Below are 19,447 nucleotides of genomic sequence, written 5' to 3'. Positions count from 1 at the left end.
GAAACGGAGGGATTCGAACCCTCGATGAGGCTCTACACCCCATACTCCCTTAGCAGGGGAGCACCTTCGGCCACTCGGTCACGTTTCCGGAATGACGCTATTGTAAACAGCTTTTTTGTTCGTTTTTGGAAAGTTGCGAAAATTATTCGCTTTTGTCCAGACCGAAGGCGGTGTGCAGGGAGCGCACAGCCAGCTCGAGGTACTTCTCGTCGATCACGACGGAGGTCTTGATCTCGGAGGTGGAGATCATCTGGATGTTCACACCTTCCTTGCTCAGGGCACGGAACATGGTGGAGGCGACGCCCACATGGCTGCGCATGCCGATGCCGACGATGCTGACCTTGGCGATATTGGGATTGCCCACCACTTCGGAAGCCCCCAGCGCAGGAACGACGCTTTCACGCAGCAGTTCCATGGCACGCTGGTAGTCGCCCTGGCTCACGGTGAAGCTGAAGTCGGTCTTGCCGTCCTTGGAGATGTTCTGGATGATCACATCGACTTCGATGTTGGCATCGGCCACAGGACCGAGGATGGCAGCGGCCACACCGGGGGTATCAGGCACGCCCAGCACGGAGATCTTGGCCTCGCCACGGTTGAAAGCGATGCCGGATACGACAGCCTTTTCCATTTTTTCGTCTTCCTCAAAAGTAATCAGCGTGCCGGACTTGGCCTCTTCTTCCAGATCGATATCCCAGGGCGTGAAGCTGGACAGCACGCGCATGGGCACCTTGTACTTGCCTGCAAACTCCACGGAGCGGATTTGCAGTACCTTGGAGCCCAGGCTGGCCATTTCCAGCATTTCCTCGAAGCTCACCGTACCCAGGCGCTTGGCAGCAGGCACCACACGGGGGTCGGTGGTGTAGACGCCATCCACATCGGTATAGATCAGGCATTCGGCAGCCTTCAGGGCGGCCGCCACGGCCACGGCCGAAGTATCGGAGCCGCCACGTCCCAACGTGGTGATATTGCCTTCGGGATCGATACCCTGGAAGCCGGTCACGATCACGACACGACCTGCCTCGAGGTCGGCGCGCACGCGCTTGTCGTCGATGGACTCGATACGAGCCTTGGTATAGCTGCTATCGGTGCGCACGGGCACTTGCCAGCCTGCATAGCTGACGGATTCCATGCCTTCGGCCTGCAGCGCAATGGCCAGCAGAGCCGAGGAGGCCTGCTCGCCAGTGGCGGCCAGCATATCGAGCTCACGATAGTACGAACTCTTGGCGTGGCTGGGAGCCAGCTCGCTGGCCAGACCCAGCAAACGGTTGGTTTCGCCACTCATGGCGCTGGGCACAACCACCAACTGGTGACCTGCCCGAGCCCATTTGGCCACACGCTTGGCGACGTTGCGGATGCGCTCTGTCGAGCCCATCGAGGTGCCGCCGTATTTATGAACGATCAGTGCCATTGGATACTAAAGGGTGACGAAACAGCAGCCACGGCGCAGGTCACAAAGGTTTTGGCGCGCCGGCGGTTTTCGTACAGGTAAAAAAACCAAAACCTAGGAATTGTACCAACCGAGACTTGCCCCCTGGCGCTCCACAAACCCCCGCCCCACCTTGATGTGGATGCGGTGCCCTCGCGTAGTGCAAACACCGACCTGCGCCATGAGCTGCGCAAGCTGCGCAGCTGTCGGCGTGGTGCCATGTTCGACGCGCAGCCAGTAGCGCAGGACATTGCCGAGGCGCGCCTCGCTCAAACGCTGCAGCGCCTTGATCGCCGGCGGCAGCCCCACCATCTGCAGGTCTGCCGCCGCCTGCGCGTCCAGCAGCTCGGACGCCTGGGCACAATGGGAGCTGCTGCGTGCGAACGTGCTGCGGAACTGCGGAAAGACCTGTTCCAGCACCGGCAGCAGTTGAGCCCGGATACGATTGCGCGTGTAACCCTGATCGGTATTCGTCGGATCCTCGACCCAGCTCAAGCCCCTCTGCCGCAACCAGTCGCGCAGCGCCCGCCCGGGCAGCGTCAGCAAGGGTCTGTACCATTGCAGGCCCGCTCTTTGCCAATGCCCGGGCATGGCCGCCAGACCGGCCACCCCGGCACCGCGCGAGAGCGCCAGCAGCAAGGTCTCAACCTGATCGTCGGCATGCTGGGCCAGCGCCATGGAGCGCACCGCATCCAGCACAGTGCCCTGCGCATCAAGCCAAGGCTGCCGGGCCGCCTGAATCAGGGCCGCATAACGCCCCTGGCGCGCCGCATCTTCGGGACTCTGGCCTTGCACATTGCGCGCATCGATGGCACAGACCTTGAGGGCAATGCCGTGCCGGGCACACAGTTGCTCACAGTGCCGCTGAAATTCATCCGCTGCAGCCTGCAGACCGTGGTGCACATGAATCGCCCTCACCTGCCCCGGCCAACGCGCATGGCAAGCCAGCAGCAGGGCCGACGAATCGGCTCCGCCGCTGAAGGCCACGACCAGTGGCAGCTGCGGCTTGAATGCCGCCATCGCAGCCTCCACCCGAGCAGCCGAGGCCCGCAACAAGTCAACATCTGACTGGGCTTGCATGAACAACAGACTCCCCACTTCCCATCAATAGGAGCTAGCGCTTACCCGGAAATATCTAGAAGCGCATCTCACCCCAAGCCTTTCGGCAAAAACAAATGGCTCCCGAAGGAGCCATGGTGCGCAAGCAGCATCAAGCCCGCGGGATCAGCGATTGTCAGCCTTGGTGTCGGCAAACTTGCCATAGCTCTGAATGCGGTCGTAGCGACGATCCTGCAGTTCCTTGGGCTTGAGATCGGTCAGTTGGCGATAGGCATCGCCCAGCGCACGCTTGAGGAAGGCGCCCATCTGCTTGTGATCGCGGTGAGCACCGCCCACTGGCTCGTTGACGATCTTGTCCACCAGGCCCAGCGCCTTGAGGCGGTGAGCGGTGATGCCCATGGCGTCAGCTGCTTCCTGGGCCTTCTCGCCGGTCTTCCACAGAATGGAAGCACAACCTTCGGGACTGATCACCGAGTACACGGAGTACTGCAGCATCAGCACCTGATCTGCCACGGCAATGGCCAGCGCACCGCCCGAGCCACCTTCACCGATGATGGTGGTGATGATAGGGGTCTGGAGCTGCGCCATTTCGTAGATGTTGCGACCGATGGCTTCGGACTGGCCTCGCTCTTCTGCGTCGATGCCGGGGAAGGCGCCGGGCGTGTCCACGAAAGTGAACACGGGCAGCTTGAACTTCTCGGCCGTCTTCATGAGGCGCAAGGCCTTGCGATAGCCCTCGGGGCGGGTCATGCCGAAGTTGCGCAGCGTGCGCTCCTTCGTATCGCGGCCCTTTTGATGACCGATCACCATGCAGGGCTGACCATTGAAGCGCGCCAGGCCACCGATGATGGACTGGTCATCCGCAAAGTGGCGGTCGCCGTGCATTTCGACAAAGTCGGTAAAGCACTCACGCACATAGTCGAGCGTATAGGGGCGCTCGATATGGCGGGCGATCTTGGTGATCTGCCAGGGGGTCAGATCACTGTAGATGTCCTTGGTCAGCTGCAGGCTTTTCTTGCTGAGCTGATCGATCTCTTCCGAGATATCCACTGCACTTTCAGTCTGCACATAGCGCAGTTCTTCGATTTTGGATTCGAGTTCTGCAATAGGCTGCTCAAAATCCAGAAAGTTCTTTTTCGCCAACGTATTTCTCCTTGTGCCAGCCTGTTGCAATCCTTGCAATCGGCCAGTGGACAGATGTCATCAAGCCACAGGCTGCGCCTCGAGCGAGCGCCAAATATACCAAGTTGCAACCGTACACCACGGTTTCCAAGCCTCGGCAACTTCACGGGCATCACTGCGACTGACAGGATCGCCCGAAAAATGATTGAGAGAGATGCCCTGTATCAAACCGGCATCATCCAGAGGCAGCACATTGGGCCGCCCCAGGCAGTAAATCAGAAAATTCTCGGCCGTCCATCGACTGAGACCGCGTATGGACATCAGCTCGGCAATGATGACCTCATCGCCCATCTGGGCCCACTCGTCCATGTGCAGACGATTTTCGGTGAAATGCAGAGCAAGATCGACCAGGTAGTCCACCTTGCGGGCCGAGAGCCCCACGGCACGCATATCGTCCACCTTGAGCCTGAGCACCTGCTCGGGCTGCATGGCTGCTGGCAACCTGGCGAACTTGTTCCACAGGGTCTTGGCCGACTTTGCCGAAATCTGCTGCCCGACAATGGAGCGCGCCAGCGTGGCAAAGGCCTGCCCCTGACCGCAAGGCAGCAGCGCCTGGCTGCCGAGCTGCGGAATCAGCCGCTTGAGCACGCGATCACGGCGCATGAGCTGGCGGCAGGCCTCGGCCCAGTAGGCAGGCACACCCTCGGGCAGATCCAGATGGATCTTGGGTGCAGCCGCCTTGGACGATGCAGCCAGCTTGGCTGGCGCCAGATCTTTGCCGGCCGGTCCCGCAGACTGAACCATGGCTACTGCTCCCAGAGGAGCGACAGGCAAAGGCGCAGCCGGCCCCATAGGCACGGGCAGATCGGCCACCAGCGGCAGCTGCTCGAACTCCATGGTGTCCAGATGCTTGACCGCGCTCATGCACGCCCCTTCGCACTGTTCACACAGTTGATGGAATATTGCATGCAGTCTCAGCCCTTGGCGGCCGATTCCCAGGTCGTACCCGCCGCAGTGTCCTTGAGGACAATGCCCTGCTCCAGCAATTCCTTGCGGATGCGGTCGGCCTCGGCCCAGTTCTTGACCGCCTTGGCCTCTGCGCGCGCGGCAATCTGCGCCTCGATCGCGGCAGCGTCCACACCTTCGGAGCCCGCCTGCAGAAACTTCTGCGGCTCGGCCTGCAGCAGACCCAGACAGGCCCCCAGCGCCTTGAGCAAGCCCGCCACCTCAGGCGACTTGCTGCGATTGACCTCCGCAGCCAGCTCGAACAGCACGGCCACTGCCTCGGGCGTGCCGAAGTCTTCATCCATCGCCGCCTTGAAGCGGCCAGCATAGGGGTTGCGCCAGTCGATCTGCACCCCGGCAGGAGCCACCAGATCCAGCGCGGTATAGAGGCGCTTGAGCGCTCCACGCGCATCATCGAGATGCACGTTGGAGTAGTTCAGCGGACTGCGGTAATGGCTGCGCACGACGAAGAAACGGATGGTCTCGGCGTCGTATTCCTTGAGCACGTCGCGGATGGTGAAGAAGTTGCCCAGCGATTTGGACATCTTTTCGTTGTCGACGTTGATGAAGCCGTTGTGCATCCAGGTGTGAGCGAACGGCTTGCCGGTCGCTCCTTCACTCTGGGCAATCTCGTTCTCATGGTGAGGGAACTGCAGGTCTGCTCCGCCGCCATGGATGTCAAAGCTCTCGCCCAGCAATTCGCAGCCCATGGCCGAGCATTCGATATGCCAGCCGGGGCGGCCTTCGCCAAACGGACTTTGCCATTTCACCTCGGCCGGCTCGTCGGCCTTGGCCGACTTCCACAGCACAAAGTCCAGCGGATCAAGCTTGCCGTCGGCCACAGCCACGCGCTCGCCGGCGTTGAGCTCGTCCAGCGACTTGCCCGAGAGCTTGCCGTAGCCCGCAAACTTGCGCACGGCGTAGTTCACATCGCCATTGCCGGCCTGATAGGCCAGGCCCTTGTCCTGCAGCTTTGCGATCATGCCGAGCATCTGCGGCACGTATTCGGTGGCGCGCGGCTCCAGCGTGGGGCGCTCGATGCCCAGCGCATCCGCGTCCTGGTGCAGCGCATCGATCATGCGATCGGTCAGGCTGCGTATGGTCTCGCCGTTTTCCACCGCACGTCGGATGATCTTGTCATCGATGTCGGTGATGTTGCGCACATAGGTCACCTTGTAGCCGCTGGCGCGCAGCCAGCGCTGCACCACGTCGAAAGCCACCATGGAGCGTGCATGGCCCAGGTGGCAGAGGTCATAGACCGTCATGCCACAGACGTACATACGCACATGGCCCGGCTCAAGCGGCGAAAACGATTCCAGTGCACGCGACAGCGTGTTGTAGATACGCAAACTCATGAATCTTGAAATAGGGAGAGAGGGTGGCGAGCAGCAGCACTGGTCATGCCTGCGATGCATAAACCGTGCCTGCCATTCCCTGAGGCTGAAAAATGCGCACTAGCATCCAGACACATCCCGGTCCGGCCAGACGCCTAAGCGCCGCACACCCCTCAGCTACAATTCCCCGCAGTATAAGCTCCCGCCGCAGCGCAGTTTTGCGGCGCCATGAAAGCACCTACATGCCTGTACGCAACTTGTTCAGTACCGCAGCGCGTGCGGCAGCCCTGGCTGCCTTGCTCGCTGCAGGTAGCGCCCACGCCGACGATTACACGGATGTTGCCCAGTTGCTCAAAAGCGGCAAGACCCAGCAGGCACTGCAAAAAGCGGACACCTATCTGGTCAAGAATTCACGCGACCCGCAAATGCGTTTTCTGCGCGGCATCGCGCTGAGCAATGACGGCAAGACCGAAGACGCGATCACGGCTTTTCGCCAGCTGACCGAGGACTATCCCGAGCTGCCAGAGCCCTATAACAATCTGGCAGTGATCTATGCACGCCAGGGCGATCTGGATCGCGCCCGCTCCGCACTCGAAGCCGCCGTGCGCAACAATCCGAACTATGCCGTGGCGCACGAGAACCTGGGCGATATCTATGCCCGCCTGGCCTATCAGTCCTATGCGCAGTCCCTGGCCAAGGGCGGCCGCCCCGCAGCCCTGAACCCCAAGCTCAAGCAGCTCAAGGACTTGCTGCAACCCGCAGCCTCTCTTGCTGCACCTGCCCCGGCCCGCTGAATCCGTTTTTTGTCATCCCGCCCTCCTCCCTCTTGTGAAGCCGGTCGGCGCCCTCAGCTGCCTCAAACCGGTTTTTTGCAGCCGCTATCCAGCAGCCCTGCCCAAGACCCACTTACCCAGGAATATGACCATGCTGAATTTCCGTCGAAACAGCCTCAAGGCCCTGTCCGCGATTGCGCTGACAGCCACTGTTTTCGCAATCCCCGGCCTGGCCCAGGCGCAAACCAAGGTGCAGCTCAAGACCAGCATGGGCGATATCGTGGTCGAACTCAACGATGCCAAGGCCCCCAAGAGCGCGGCCAATTTTCTGCAATATGTGCGCGACAGGCACTATGACGGAACGGTGTTCCACCGCGTCATCGACGGCTTCATGATCCAGGGCGGCGGCATGGACGCCAATCTGAGCGAGAAGCCCACGCGTGCGCCGATTCCGCTGGAAGCGGGCAACGGCCTCAAGAACGACCGCGGCACGATTGCCATGGCGCGCACCGGCAACCCCAACTCCGCCACCTCGCAGTTCTTCATCAATGTGGTGAACAACGACATGCTCAATGCCCCCAAGCCCGATGGCTATGGCTATACCGTCTTCGGCAAGGTCACCAAGGGCATGGACGTGGTGGACAAAATCCGCGCCGTGGCTACGGGCAACCGTGGCATGCACCAGAATGTGCCCACGACGCCGGTAACAATCCTCTCCGCCACCGAAATCAAGTAAACATCCCGGCAACGGCGCTCCCGTCGGACCGCGCCTGCCTCTTCCCTCCATCCTCTAGAAAGCACGAACATGAGCAACCCCCAAGTCGAACTGCACGTGACCATCAACGTGGCTGACACCGCCACCCAGGGCGTGATCACCCTGGAACTGGACGCCGTGAACGCACCCAAGTCCACCGAGAACTTCCTGAACTACGTGAACCAGGGCTTCTACAACGGCACCATCTTCCACCGTGTGATCAAGAACTTCATGATCCAGGGTGGCGGTTTCTCGGCCGACATGAAGCAGAAGGAAACGGCTGCCCCCATCGAGAACGAAGCCAAGAACGGCCTGAAGAACGACAAGTACACCATTGCCATGGCTCGCACCAGCGATCCCCACAGCGCAACGGCCCAGTTCTTCATCAACACCGTGGACAACGGCTTCCTGAACCACACCGCTCCCACCGGTCAGGGCTGGGGCTACGCCGTGTTCGGCAAGGTCGTCAAGGGCGAAGAAGTCGTGGACGCCATCAAGAAGGTCCGCACCACTCGCAAGGGCTTCCACGACGACGTGCCTTTCGACGCCGTGGTGATCGACAAGGCAGTGGCACTGTAATCTCCCCCTGAGGCGCTAACGCGCCTTCCCCCTCTCCGCTTCGCGGAGGGGACGACGGCCTCGCTGCGGGGCGGCCCTTGCTTGCCGTCTCTTCGTGAGGCCGTTATTGTTTTCAGGCTGCGCACTTTTCATTCATGGCCGAATCTCCTGATCCACGCACTGCCGCTCCTCAAGTCGCGCAGCTCCAGGCTGAGCCCCACTGGCGCACGCTTGATTTCATTTCCGATCTGCATCTGCAGCCTTCGGAGCCGCAGACGGTCGAAGCCTGGCGCAGCTATCTGGCGCGCAGCACGGCCGATGCCATCTTTATCCTCGGCGATCTGTTTGAAGTCTGGGTGGGTGACGATGCGCTCGATGAGCCCGGCAGCTTCGAGGCCGAATGCGCAGCAGTGTTGCAGGAGGCGGCGCAGCAGCGCCCGCTTTTCTTCATGGTCGGCAACCGCGACTTTCTGGCCGGCGACGACTTTCTGCGCCGCAGCGGCATGACCGGCCTTTCCGACCCCTCGCTGCTGCAATGGGCAGGCCCCCGCATCCTGCTCAGCCATGGCGACGCACTGTGCCTGGACGATGTGGAGTACCAGCAATTCCGCGCTGTGTCGCGCTCCGCCGCATGGCAACGGCAGTTGCTGGCCCAGCCGTTGGCTGCGCGGCGTGCGATTGGCAAATCGGCACGCAGCGAAAGCGAGCAGCGCAAGCAGAGCGGCGCACCCTACGCGGATGCCGACGCGCAGATGAGCAGCACCTGGATGCAGGCTGTGCAAGCGCCCTGGCTGATTCACGGCCATACCCACCGGCCCGCCGACCACGCCCTGGGGGATGGGAAGTGGCGCATCGTGCTCAGCGACTGGCATATCGATGCCGCTGAGCACCGCGCCGAAGTGCTGCGTGTGACCCCCCAAGGCTGGCAGCGCCTGCCGCCCGAACAGGCCTGATGCGACGATTCGTTTTCGCTACACCATTCAGAGCTACCTGCGCACTTTATTCATAGACTTCAGAATCAAAGCCATCCAGAATCTATGAATGACAGGCGCAGGTAGCTATCAAAATATCAAAACTCCTTGACAACGGGCGCGTAAAAGCCCGCCGCCCAACGCCGGGGCTGCGGGCCCGGCGGACGGATCTCAGCCCGAGATGGCAGAAGCCGAACCTGCCTGTTTGCGCAGCTCGAACTTCTGGATCTTGCCCGTGCTGGTCTTGGGCAGCTCCCCAAACACCACGGCGCGCGGCACCTTGTAGCCCGCCAGATGCTTTTTGCAGTGGGCAACGATGTCTTGCTCCGAGGTCTCGGCCCCGGCCTTGAGTTCGACGTAGGCGCAGGGCGTCTCGCCCCACTTGGGGTCGGGCTTGGCCACCACGGCCGCCGCCAGCACGGCGGGGTGCCGATAGAGCACATCCTCCACCTCGATGGAGGAGATGTTCTCTCCGCCCGAGATGATGATGTCCTTGCTGCGGTCCTTGATCTGGATATAGCCGTCGGGGTGCTGAACAGCCAAGTCGCCGCTATGGAACCAGCCGCCGCGAAAGGCCTCCTGCGTCGCCTGCGGGTTCTTGAGATAGCCCTTCATGGCAATATTTCCCTGGAACATGATCTCGCCCATGGTCTGGCCATCGCGCGGTACGGGCTGCATGGTTTCGGGATCCAGCACGGCCGCGGAACGCTGCAGGTGGTAGCGCACGCCCTGGCGCGAGTTCAGGCGGGCGCGCTCGCCGATATCGAGTGCGTTCCAGCTCTCATGCTTGGCACAGACCGTGGCCGGGCCATAGGTTTCGGTCAGGCCGTAGACATGGGTGATGTCAAAGCCCATGGCCTCCATGCCCTCGATCATCGACGCAGGCGGCGCTGCACCGGCCACCATGGCCTTGACACCGGCCGGCACGCCCTGCTTCATGGCGTCCGTCGCATTCACCAGCAGGCTGTGCACAATGGGCGCGCCGCAATAATGGGTCACGCCATGGCTGCGAATGGCATCAAAGATTGCCTGCGCATCCACCCGGCGCAGGCAGACATTGACCGCCGCGCGCGCAGCCACCGTCCAGGGGAAGCACCAGCCGTTGCAGTGGAACATGGGCAGCGTCCACAGATACACGGCATGTTTGGGCATGTCCCACTCCAGCACATTGCTGATGGCATTGTTGTGCGCTCCGCGATGGTGGTAGACCACGCCCTTGGGGTTGCCGGTGGTGCCGCTGGTGTAGTTCAGAGCAATGGCATCCCATTCGTTGCCGGGAAGCTCCCAGTCGAAACCGGCATCGCCTGCGGCCACGAAGCTTTCGTAATCCGTGGCACCGATCTGTTCGGCAGCCTCACCATAGACCGCGTCCTCGACCTGGATCACATAGATGGGCGTGGTGCTCTGGCGCAAACGGAGGGCCCTGGCCATCAGTGGCGCGAACTCAGGGTCCACGATCAAGGCCCTGGCTTCGCCATGGTCGAGCATGAAGGCGAGGGTCTCCGCATCCAGCCGGGTGTTGAGCGTGTTGAGCACGGCGCCGGCCATGGGCACGCCAAAATGCGCCTCCACCATGGGCGGCGTATTGGGCAGCATCACGGCCACGCAGTCATTCTTGCGAATGCCGATTCTCTGCAGGCTGCTGGCCAGCTGGCGGCAACGTGCATAGGTCTGCGCCCAGCTCTGGCGCAGCCCGCCATGAACAATGGCCAGGCGCTCGGGGTAGACCTCGGCGGTACGGGCAATAAAGCTCAGCGGCGTCAGCGCGGCATGGTTGGCGGTATTCGGGGCGAGGTTCAGATCGAAAGAACTTGTCATGTTTGTCTCCTGAACGTTTTGTACTCCAGCATCCGCCACACCAGGCTTACAACCGAGCGCCACGCAAGCCTGTTTTGAGCCAGCTCATGACAGATGCGCCCAAAACGGCAGTGCCCCCCCCTGAGCAGCGACGGCTCTTGCACATGCAAACCAGAGCAGCATAAAAGGTCATTGAGTCAGACAGTATTTTCAACAGCTTCTGAAAATCAATAAAATTATTTGAAATCAAATACATGGAAGCACAGCCTCAAAGCCCGTCATTCCCCGCACAGGGGGATGCCATGCAAGTCATCTATAAGACATCATTTATCTGACAGACCAATCACCCGGAGCTTGAATCGCTTTTAGAATGCGCACATGTTTTTGAGGACGCGACTGCCCCCCCGAGGGCGGACACGACCGGCATCTCTCCCCCACGGAGCCGGTTGCAAACCTCAAAACTGTGTGGCGGAGGAGACGATTTAGAGGAGAGCCTGGCAATGCTCCAGGCATCGGAGACCTGAGCCTGCACCGATCGGTGCAGGCTTTTTTTTGCCCTCCACCCCATTCCTGCCGCACCATCGGCCATTGTCGAAAAAGGCAGAATACGCAGGTGGCCATTCCCCAATCATTCATCCAAGAGTTGCTCTCCCGCGTCGACGTGGTCGACATCGTGGGACGCTATGTGCAGCTCAAAAAGGGCGGCGCCAACTTCATGGGCCTATGCCCTTTCCATAGTGAAAAGTCGCCCTCTTTCACCGTCAGCCCCAGCAAGCAGTTCTTTCATTGCTTTGGCTGCGGCAAGAACGGCAACGCCATCGGCTTTCTGATGGAGCATGCCGGCATGGGCTTTGTCGAGGCCGTGCAGGAGCTTGCCAATCAATGCGGCCTGCAGGTGCCGCAGGACGACATCAGCCCCGCCGAGCGCCAGCGCCAGGCGCAGCAAAAGCAGAAAGCCGAGACCCTGAGCGACCTGCTGGAAAAAGCCGGCGAGTCCTATCGGAAGCAGCTCAAGGCCGCCCCCAAGGCCATCGAGTACCTGAAAAAGCGCGGCGTCTCCGGGGAGGTCTCCAAGCGCTTCGGCCTGGGCTATGCGCCTGCTGGCTGGCATGGCCTGGCCAGCGTATTTGCCGAATACGACAACCCGCAACTCGAGGAGTGCGGGCTGGTCATCGTGGGCGAGGACGACAGCCGCCGCTATGACCGCTTTCGCGACCGGCTCATGTTCCCGATTCGCAACGTCAAGGGCGAATGCATAGGCTTCGGCGGGCGGGTCTTCGGCGATGAAAAGCCCAAATACCTGAACTCGCCCGAAACCCCGGTCTTTCACAAGGGCCGCGAACTCTACGGCCTTTACGAGGCCAGGCAGGCCCTGCGCGACATGGGCTACGCCCTGGTCACCGAAGGCTACATGGATGTGGTGGCCCTGGCACAGCTGGGCTTTGCCAATGCCGTGGCCACATTGGGAACGGCCTGCACGCCGGAGCATGTGCAGAAGCTCTTCCGCTTTACCGATGCCGTGGTCTTCAGCTTCGACGGTGATGGCGCGGGCCGTCGCGCCGCGCGCAAGGCGCTGGATGCGGCCCTGCCGCTGGCGACCGACACGCGCACCATCAAATTCCTGTTCCTGCCTTCGGAGCATGACCCGGACAGCTTCATCCGCGAATTCGGCCCCGAGGCCTTCTCGCGCTACGTGGGCGACGCCACGCCACTGAGCCGCTTTCTCATCGAATCGGCCAGCGAGGGGTGCGACCTGGGCCAGACCGAGGGTCGCGCCCATATGGCCAGCAACGCCCGGCCCCTGTGGTCTCTGCTGCCCGACGGCGCCCTCAAGCGCCAATTGCTCTCAGAAATCGCGGCGCTGGCCCAGCTGGACTCACGCGACCTCACCGATATCTGGGCGCAGGAAACCGCACGCACAGCCCCCATTGCCCGCCGCACACCTGCGCCTGCACCCTCCGGCTCTCAGGCACCGGAATGGGATGCCCCCCCGGCCAGCTGGGAAAGCGCTCCCGACTGGGCCGATGCCGCGGCACCGGCCCCCTCCTACCCGAGCCAGGGCGGCGGCGGCAACTGGTCGGGTCGCAAGGAGTTCGGGCGCCAGCGCAAGCCCTGGGGCAAGAAGGGCGAGGACTGGAACCCGCCGCAGCCGGGCCCGCGCCCCACGCCGGTCAGCCGCGAAGACCAGGCCGCTCGCCTGCTGATGTGCCACATGGAGTTCATGGAAGAGATGACCCATGAGGATTTCGATGCCCTGGCCCGCTGCAACCAAAGCCATGCGCCCTTGTTCCGCTGGCTGGAGGCCCAGTTCACCGAGTCGGGCCCGCGTTCCTGGGCAGTGCTGCGCGAGCAATTGCAAGGCACGCCCTACGAGCCCCTGGCCGTCAAGCTGATGAGCAGTGCCCATGCCAACCCCGAGGGGGAAGTGGACGAGTTGCGCAAGGAATTGCGCGGCACACTCAATCTGATCCTGGTGGATCACCTCAAGCGCGAGGAGGCCCGGGCGCTCAAGGAGATCGCGACTGACCCCACCGCGGCAAGACGTTACATCGAGTTTCAGCAGCGCCGAAAAAATTTATCTGTAATTATCAGCTCCACCTCTTGACATCTTTAAAAAAGGTATAATCCGCAAGATAAAGGCAAGAGCGACAGCAACACCTCCGACCCGGGCCCCGTGAAGAAATCACGTGATGGCAGCAACTGCATGGCCCATTTCTCGCAAGGATTGCATACCAAATGATCGCCCCAACATCTTGCCATGGAGTCTTTGTGCTCCACCGGACAGGCTAGGCCTGTTCTTGCGCCAGCTTTGATGGCGTTTGTTTGCATTTTCCGTTTTCCTTTGTGTGTTTGTGTGTGTTCGTACCGTGAGAGGTGTTCATGCCCGTTTCAAAGTCCGTGAAGTCCAAGCAGGCCCCAGAAGCTCCAGCAAAGCCCAAGACCTCTAAAACTTCCACTTCCACAGCAGAGCCCGCGAAAAAGGCCCGTGCCAGCAAGCCTGCTGTGAAGAAGAGTGCTGCATCTGCAGCCGAAGCCAAGAAAGACACCACCGTGGTTACCAAGTCACAAGCCGAACTCAAAGCCATGGCCGATGCGCTGCTGGCGCAGGCAACCCCCAAGCGCGGCCGCAAGAAGGCTGAAGAAGACGACGACACAGCTGCCGCTCCTGCCGCCAAGAAGACTGTCGCCAAAAAGGCCGCCCCCGCCAAGAAGGCTGCCGCCGCCAAGGCCCCCGCTGCCAGCGCCGATACCGACAAGGCTCCCGCCAAGCGCGGCCGCAAGCCCAAGGCCAAGGAAGCCGACGAGGACATGGATGACGCCGACCTGTCGGATATCGACAGCGATCTGGAAGGCGAGATCGAAGAGGAGACAGCGACCGAAGCGTCTGCTGCGCCTGCCGAAAAGGCCAAGCCTCTGCGCATGAAGATCAGCAAGGCGAAGGAACGCGCCCTGATGAAGGAATTCGGCCTGGACGAGACCGTTCTGACCGAAGAGGAAATGAACACCCGCCGTCAGCGTCTGAAGATGCTGATCAAGCTGGGCAAGACACGTGGCTACCTGACTCACGCCGAAATCAACGACCACCTGCCTGACAAGCTGGTCGATGCCGAAACGCTGGAAGTCGTGATCTCCATGTTGAACGACATGGGCGTGGCCGTGTACGAGCAGACGCCCGATGCGGAAACCCTGCTGCTGAACAACACCGGCCAGTCGGCCACCACCGAAGAGGAAGCGGAAGAAGAAGCCGAGGCGGCACTGTCCACCGTGGACTCCGAATTCGGCCGCACCACCGACCCCGTGCGCATGTACATGCGTGAAATGGGGACGGTCGAACTGCTGACGCGCGAAGGCGAAATCGAAATCGCCAAGCGCATCGAAGGCGGTCTGATGGACATGATGGAAGCCATCTCGGCCTCCCCCGCGACCATCGCCGAGATTCTCAACATGGCCGAGGAGATCCGCGAAGGCAAGGTCGTCATCTCCACCGTGGTGGACGGCTTCGTCAATGCCAACGAGAATGACGACTACGTGGCCGAAGAAGACTTCGACGAATACGACGAAGAAGACGACGATGACGGCAAGGGCGGCTCCAAGGCCCTGACCAAGAAGCTCGAAGAGCTGAAGAACGAAGCCCTGGGTCGCTTTGACATCATGCGCGACCTCTTCGACAAGATGCACAAGGTGTATGACAAGGAAGGCTACGGCACCGAGGCATACATGAAGGTGCAGAAGGCCATCACCGAACAGCTGATGACCATTCGCTTCACGGCCAAGACGATCGAGAAGCTCTGCGATCTGGTGCGCGCCCAGGTGGACGACGTGCGCAAGAAGGAACGCGAGTTGCGCAAGATCATCGTGGACAAGTGCGGCATGCCGCAGGAGCAGTTCATCAAGGACTTCCCGCCCAACCTGCTGAATCTGGACTGGGTCATCAAGCAAGTGGCGGCAGGCAAGAGCTACAGCGCCGTGCTGGAGCGCAACATTCCGCCCGTGCAGGAGCTGCAGCAGAACCTGATCGACCTGCAAGCCCGCGTGGTTGTGCCGCTGGAAGAACTCAAGCACATCAACAAGCGCATGAACAGCGGCGAGCGTGCCAGCCGCGATGCCAAGAAGGAAATGATCGAGGCCAACCTGCGTCTCGTGATCTCCATCGCCAAGAAGTACACCAACCGCGGTCTGCAGTTCCTGGATCTGATCCAGGAAGGCAATATCGGCCTGATGAAGGCCGTGGACAAGTTCGAATACCGTCGCGGCTACAAATTCTCGACCTATGCGACCTGGTGGATTCGTCAGGCCATCACGCGATCCATCGCCGACCAGGCCCGCACGATCCGTATCCCCGTGCATATGATCGAGACCATCAACAAGATGAACCGCATCTCGCGCCAGCACCTGCAGGAGTTTGGCTTCGAACCCGATGCCTCCATCCTGGCCGCCAAGATGGAGATTCCCGAGGACAAGATCCGCAAGATCATGAAGATCGCCAAGGAGCCGATCTCGATGGAAACCCCCATCGGCGACGATGACGACTCCCACCTGGGCGATTTCATCGAGGACGGCAACAACACGGCGCCGATCGATGCCGCCATGCAGGCGGGCCTGCGTGACGTGGTCAAGGACATCCTCGACGGCCTCACGCCTCGCGAAGCCAAGGTGCTGCGCATGCGATTCGGTATCGAAATGTCCACCGATCACACGCTGGAAGAAGTCGGCAAGCAGTTCGACGTGACACGCGAGCGTATCCGTCAGATCGAAGCCAAGGCGCTGCGCAAGCTCAAGCACCCTTCGCGCTCCGACAAGCTTCGCAGCTTCATCGACTCGCTGTAAAGCCAGTCCCAGGCAGCCGCCACGCCGGCACCCTGCCCCCAAGCCCCGATCTGTTTCAGGTCGGGGCTTTTTCGTATGTGCAGCAGGTCAGCAAGCCTTTGCTTTCGGCAGAATGCACTCAAAGACACATAACAACGGAGACAGACATGATCACCCCCCCTGCGAGCCGCTTTCTGACACGACGCCGGTGGCTGGCCCATTCCGCAGCCCTGCTGGCCACCCCTTTTGCAGCCATGGCCAATCCGCCCCAGCGTCTGGGCACGCAGCTGCGCATCGTGATTCCCGCCAACCCCGGCGGCGGCTGGGACCAGACCGGACGCGCCCTGGGTGCGGCGATGATCAGCAGCGGGCTGACGGACAGGATCCTTTATGAAAACATCGGAGGCAAGGGCGGCACCGTCGGCCTGACCGAATACACCAAGCGCTACGGAAGCGACCCCAACAGTCTGCTGATCGGCGGCATGGTCATGGTCGGCGCCCTGGCACTGAACAAGAAGTCGGCAGAGCTGCATCAGGTGCAAGCGCTGGCGCGCCTGACCAGTGACTATCTGGTGGTGGCTGTGCCCTTGGACTCGCCGATCGCCAACCCCAAGGCACTGGCCAAGGCCATGCGCGACAACCTGCCCGCACTGGCGATTGCCGGAGGCTCCGCAGGCGGCGTGGACCATATGTATGCAGGGATGCTGGCCCGCCAGTCCAAGGCCAATGCAGAGCAACTGCAGTACAAGCCCTTTGCCGGCGGCAACGATGTGCTGCAGGCACTGCTGCACAAGCAGGTACAGGTGGGGATATCGGGCTACAGCGAGTTCAGGGATGCCTTGCAGGCCGGCAAGCTCCGCGCCCTCGGTGTTTCGTCGCGCCGCGCCATGTTCGGCATCGCCTCCATGCGCGATCAGGGCATGGACGCAGAAATGTCCAACTGGCGCGCCGTCTTTACGGGCAGGAATCTACCTGCAGAGCGGGCCGGGCAATTGCTCGCAGCTATCGAATACGCGAGCAATCAGGACAGCTGGAAGCAGGCCCTGCTCAGCAATAATTGGAGTGCCTCCTGGCAGACCGGCAAGGCGCTGCAGGAATTTCTGGAGGTCGAGACCTCCACCGCCCAGCTGATGAGCTATCTGCTCAGGCTCAAGAGTTGAGCCTCTTTGCGAGACAAGCGCATGAACCCAAACGATCACACCCTTGCCCCCTCCCCCCTCTCGATTGCCGTCATGGGCGCAGGTTCGGTGGGCTGCTACTTTGGTGCGCTGCTGGCACGCGCCGGCCACCCGGTCACGCTGATCGGTCGGGCATCGCACATGCAGGCCATCGGCGAGCACGGGCTGCGGCTTCAGACGGCCACAGAAGATCTGTTCATTCCCGTCGCCACCAGCACCGAAGCCCGTGCCGTGGCAGATGCCGATGTGGTGCTGTTCTGCGTGAAGTCCACCGACACGCAAGCAGCCGCCGCGCAGATCAGACCCCACCTGGCTGCGCACACCCTGGTACTGAGTCTGCAGAACGGCGTCGACAATGAGCGGCGACTGCGCATGGCGCTGGGACCCCAGCCGGTGGCTGCTGCCGTGGTCTATGTGGCCACCGCCATGGCCGGCCCGGGCCATGTGCGTCACTTTGGCAGGGGTGAACTGCTCATCGCCCCCTGTGTGAAGGGCAATGCGATTGCGGACCAGTTCAGTGCTGCAGGCATTCCCACACAGATATCGGACGGCGTGCTGGCGGAACTCTGGCAAAAACTCATCATCAACTGCGTGTACAACGCACTCTCCGCCCTTACCCAGCAGCCTTATGGATGGCTGGTCGCTCAGCCAGGCATACCTGCCGTGCTGCAGGATATCGCCGCCGAATGCAAGACCGTGGCCCTGGCCGATGGTGTGATGCTTCCGGACGGCGTGGACGAGGCCGTCGCGTCCATTGCGCGCACCATGCCCCAGCAGCTGTCCTCCACCGCCCAGGACCTGGCACGCGGCAAACCCACGGAAATCGACCATCTCAACGGCTATGTGGTGCAGCGCGCCCAGGCACTGGGCATTGCAGCGCCAGCCAATCGGCTGCTGCAAGTACTGGTACAGCTCAAGCAGATGACGGCACCAAAACAGCAACTATGATTTTCATAGCTGCTTGCGTCGACAGATCAATGGCACAAGCGAACATTTACACCCAGAAACACCTGAGCCAGCACTAACACTTCCGGCAAGCCTCTCCAGGCCGTCCCGCAGGCAGCTCCAGCTCTTTCGCCACTGCTACAAACCCTGAAGCAGCTGGGTCTTTGCCCGGATTCGTGGCTGACCCGCAACACTTGCGCGTTGTTTGTCGCGTTTATCACCTCAAGGCGTTGCAGTTGAAGATTTGAAGCTACTAAACTTGTAGCAAAACAAATTAACCGCTATAGTCCATGGGACTTGGCACTGAAAGCGCCCGGTGCGCCCAGCTCGACAACATCATTGCGCAAGGAGAAGCGTCCATGAGCTCCAAGGAAAACGCCGCCATCAACCAGCTGTTCGAGAAACTCGAATGCCGCTATGCGCTGCGGGTACTGTGGGCCTTGCGGGATGGCCATCCCCAGACCTTCCGACTGCTGCAGGACAGTGTGGGCGGCATCACCCCCAACACGCTGAACACCCGCATCAAGGAGCTGCGTGAATGCGGTCTGCTCGAGCATGGCAGCGATGGCTACACCGTGACCTTGACCGGACAAGACCTGCTCAAGCGCCTGTCCGACGTTCAGGCCTTTGCCAACCGCTGGGTTGCAGCACGCGCCAAGAAATAAAACCTGCCCCTGTCGCGGCCGGGAGACCGGAGGCAGGCGGCCAGACAGCTATCATCCAAGGGCCCCAAGCGAGCTTGGCCGGCCCCTTTTTTCATCGCCTTTTTCTGCCCTGCGCTGAAAGGAAATACACCATGGCATTCAACACTACTGCTTCCGGCCTGCAATACGAAGACACCGTCGTCGGCGAGGGCGCCGAAGCCAAGGCCGGTCAGAACGTGACCGTGCACTACACCGGCTGGCTCTACAACAACGGCGTCCAAGGCGCCAAGTTCGACTCCAGCAAGGACCGCAACGATCCTTTCGTCTTCCCCCTGGGCTCCGGCATGGTCATCAAGGGCTGGGATGAAGGCGTGCAAGGCATGAAGGTCGGCGGTCAGCGCACGTTGCTGATCCCCGCCGCCCTGGGCTATGGCGCACGTGGCGCCGGCGGCGTGATCCCCCCCAACGCCACGCTGAAGTTCGATGTGGAATTGCTGGCGGTCTGAGCCCCAGGCTCCGTCCACTAAAAAAGCGGCCCTGCGAGGCCGCTTTTTCTTTGGGAAATGCCCTGCAT

The 19,447-nt window shown here is 61.4% G+C and carries 16 protein-coding genes; 10 read left to right on the top strand and 6 right to left on the bottom strand.

Annotated elements, in window-relative coordinates; genetic code table 11:
• Positions 1 to 142 precede the first annotated feature (142 nt).
• From E2583_RS11575 to cysS, 5 genes are all read right to left on the bottom strand, one after another.
• A complete protein-coding gene (locus E2583_RS11575; protein WP_003057587.1) occupies positions 143 to 1,408 on the bottom strand; it encodes an aspartate kinase in 1,266 nt (421 codons plus the stop codon).
• Between the two features lie 93 nt (positions 1,409 to 1,501).
• Complete coding sequence (gene tilS / locus E2583_RS11570) at positions 1,502 to 2,512, bottom strand: tRNA lysidine(34) synthetase TilS (RefSeq protein ID WP_291595923.1); 1,011 nt, start codon at positions 2,510 to 2,512, stop codon at positions 1,502 to 1,504.
• A gap of 138 nt (positions 2,513 to 2,650) precedes the next feature.
• Positions 2,651 to 3,628: an acetyl-CoA carboxylase carboxyltransferase subunit alpha gene (locus tag E2583_RS11565; protein ID WP_291595921.1), complete on the bottom strand. Its 978-nt coding sequence runs from the start codon at positions 3,626 to 3,628 to the stop codon at positions 2,651 to 2,653.
• 60 nt (positions 3,629 to 3,688) lie between these two features.
• Entirely contained in the window at positions 3,689 to 4,531 is an 843-nt protein-coding gene (locus tag E2583_RS11560) for a DNA-3-methyladenine glycosylase 2 family protein (protein WP_291595919.1), read from the bottom strand.
• Between the two features lie 50 nt (positions 4,532 to 4,581).
• A complete protein-coding gene (cysS, locus tag E2583_RS11555; RefSeq protein ID WP_291595917.1) occupies positions 4,582 to 5,967 on the bottom strand; it encodes a cysteine--tRNA ligase in 1,386 nt (461 codons plus the stop codon).
• A gap of 221 nt (positions 5,968 to 6,188) precedes the next feature.
• Here cysS and E2583_RS11550 point away from each other — a divergent pair, with 221 nt between their 5' ends.
• The 4 genes from E2583_RS11550 to E2583_RS11535 all read left to right on the top strand — a co-directional run bounded on the left by E2583_RS11550 (position 6,189) and on the right by E2583_RS11535 (position 8,984).
• On the top strand, positions 6,189 to 6,740 hold the full coding sequence (locus E2583_RS11550) for a tetratricopeptide repeat protein (RefSeq protein WP_291595914.1): 552 nt from the start codon (positions 6,189 to 6,191) through the stop codon (positions 6,738 to 6,740).
• A gap of 130 nt (positions 6,741 to 6,870) precedes the next feature.
• On the top strand, positions 6,871 to 7,455 hold the full coding sequence (locus E2583_RS11545) for a peptidylprolyl isomerase (protein ID WP_291595912.1): 585 nt from the start codon (positions 6,871 to 6,873) through the stop codon (positions 7,453 to 7,455).
• A 69-nt stretch (positions 7,456 to 7,524) separates the two neighbouring features.
• Positions 7,525 to 8,052 (top strand): peptidylprolyl isomerase, encoded by a 528-nt coding sequence (locus E2583_RS11540; protein ID WP_291595911.1) that lies wholly within the window; start codon positions 7,525 to 7,527, stop codon positions 8,050 to 8,052.
• Positions 8,053 to 8,186: 134 nt separating this feature from the next.
• On the top strand, positions 8,187 to 8,984 hold the full coding sequence (locus tag E2583_RS11535) for a UDP-2,3-diacylglucosamine diphosphatase (protein WP_291595909.1): 798 nt from the start codon (positions 8,187 to 8,189) through the stop codon (positions 8,982 to 8,984).
• A 189-nt stretch (positions 8,985 to 9,173) separates the two neighbouring features.
• On the opposite strand, the gene E2583_RS11530 is transcribed toward E2583_RS11535, so the two are convergent.
• Positions 9,174 to 10,820: an acyl-CoA synthetase gene (locus E2583_RS11530; RefSeq protein WP_291595908.1), complete on the bottom strand. Its 1,647-nt coding sequence runs from the start codon at positions 10,818 to 10,820 to the stop codon at positions 9,174 to 9,176.
• Positions 10,821 to 11,412: 592 nt separating this feature from the next.
• Between E2583_RS11530 and dnaG the strand changes: the two genes are divergently transcribed.
• The 6 genes from dnaG (at position 11,413) to E2583_RS11500 (ending at position 19,379) form a co-directional block, all read left to right on the top strand.
• Positions 11,413 to 13,404, top strand: coding sequence for a DNA primase (gene dnaG / locus E2583_RS11525; protein ID WP_291595906.1), 1,992 nt, complete (start codon positions 11,413 to 11,415; stop codon positions 13,402 to 13,404).
• 275 nt (positions 13,405 to 13,679) lie between these two features.
• A complete protein-coding gene (gene rpoD, locus E2583_RS11520) occupies positions 13,680 to 16,127 on the top strand; it encodes an RNA polymerase sigma factor RpoD (protein ID WP_291595904.1) in 2,448 nt (815 codons plus the stop codon).
• Between the two features lie 146 nt (positions 16,128 to 16,273).
• On the top strand, positions 16,274 to 17,266 hold the full coding sequence (locus E2583_RS11515; protein ID WP_291595902.1) for a tripartite tricarboxylate transporter substrate binding protein: 993 nt from the start codon (positions 16,274 to 16,276) through the stop codon (positions 17,264 to 17,266).
• Positions 17,267 to 17,287: 21 nt separating this feature from the next.
• Complete coding sequence (locus tag E2583_RS11510) at positions 17,288 to 18,232, top strand: ketopantoate reductase family protein (protein WP_291595900.1); 945 nt, start codon at positions 17,288 to 17,290, stop codon at positions 18,230 to 18,232.
• A gap of 356 nt (positions 18,233 to 18,588) precedes the next feature.
• A complete protein-coding gene (locus tag E2583_RS11505; protein ID WP_003057624.1) occupies positions 18,589 to 18,894 on the top strand; it encodes a helix-turn-helix domain-containing protein in 306 nt (101 codons plus the stop codon).
• A 131-nt stretch (positions 18,895 to 19,025) separates the two neighbouring features.
• Positions 19,026 to 19,379 (top strand): FKBP-type peptidyl-prolyl cis-trans isomerase, encoded by a 354-nt coding sequence (locus tag E2583_RS11500; protein WP_291595887.1) that lies wholly within the window; start codon positions 19,026 to 19,028, stop codon positions 19,377 to 19,379.
• Positions 19,380 to 19,447 lie beyond the last annotated feature (68 nt).

Source organism: Comamonas sp., assembly GCF_009360615.1.
Taxonomy (GTDB): Bacteria; Pseudomonadota; Gammaproteobacteria; order Burkholderiales; family Burkholderiaceae_C; genus Comamonas.
Note: the sequence above shows the minus strand (reverse complement) of the source record. Positions and strands in the feature narration are given on the sequence as shown.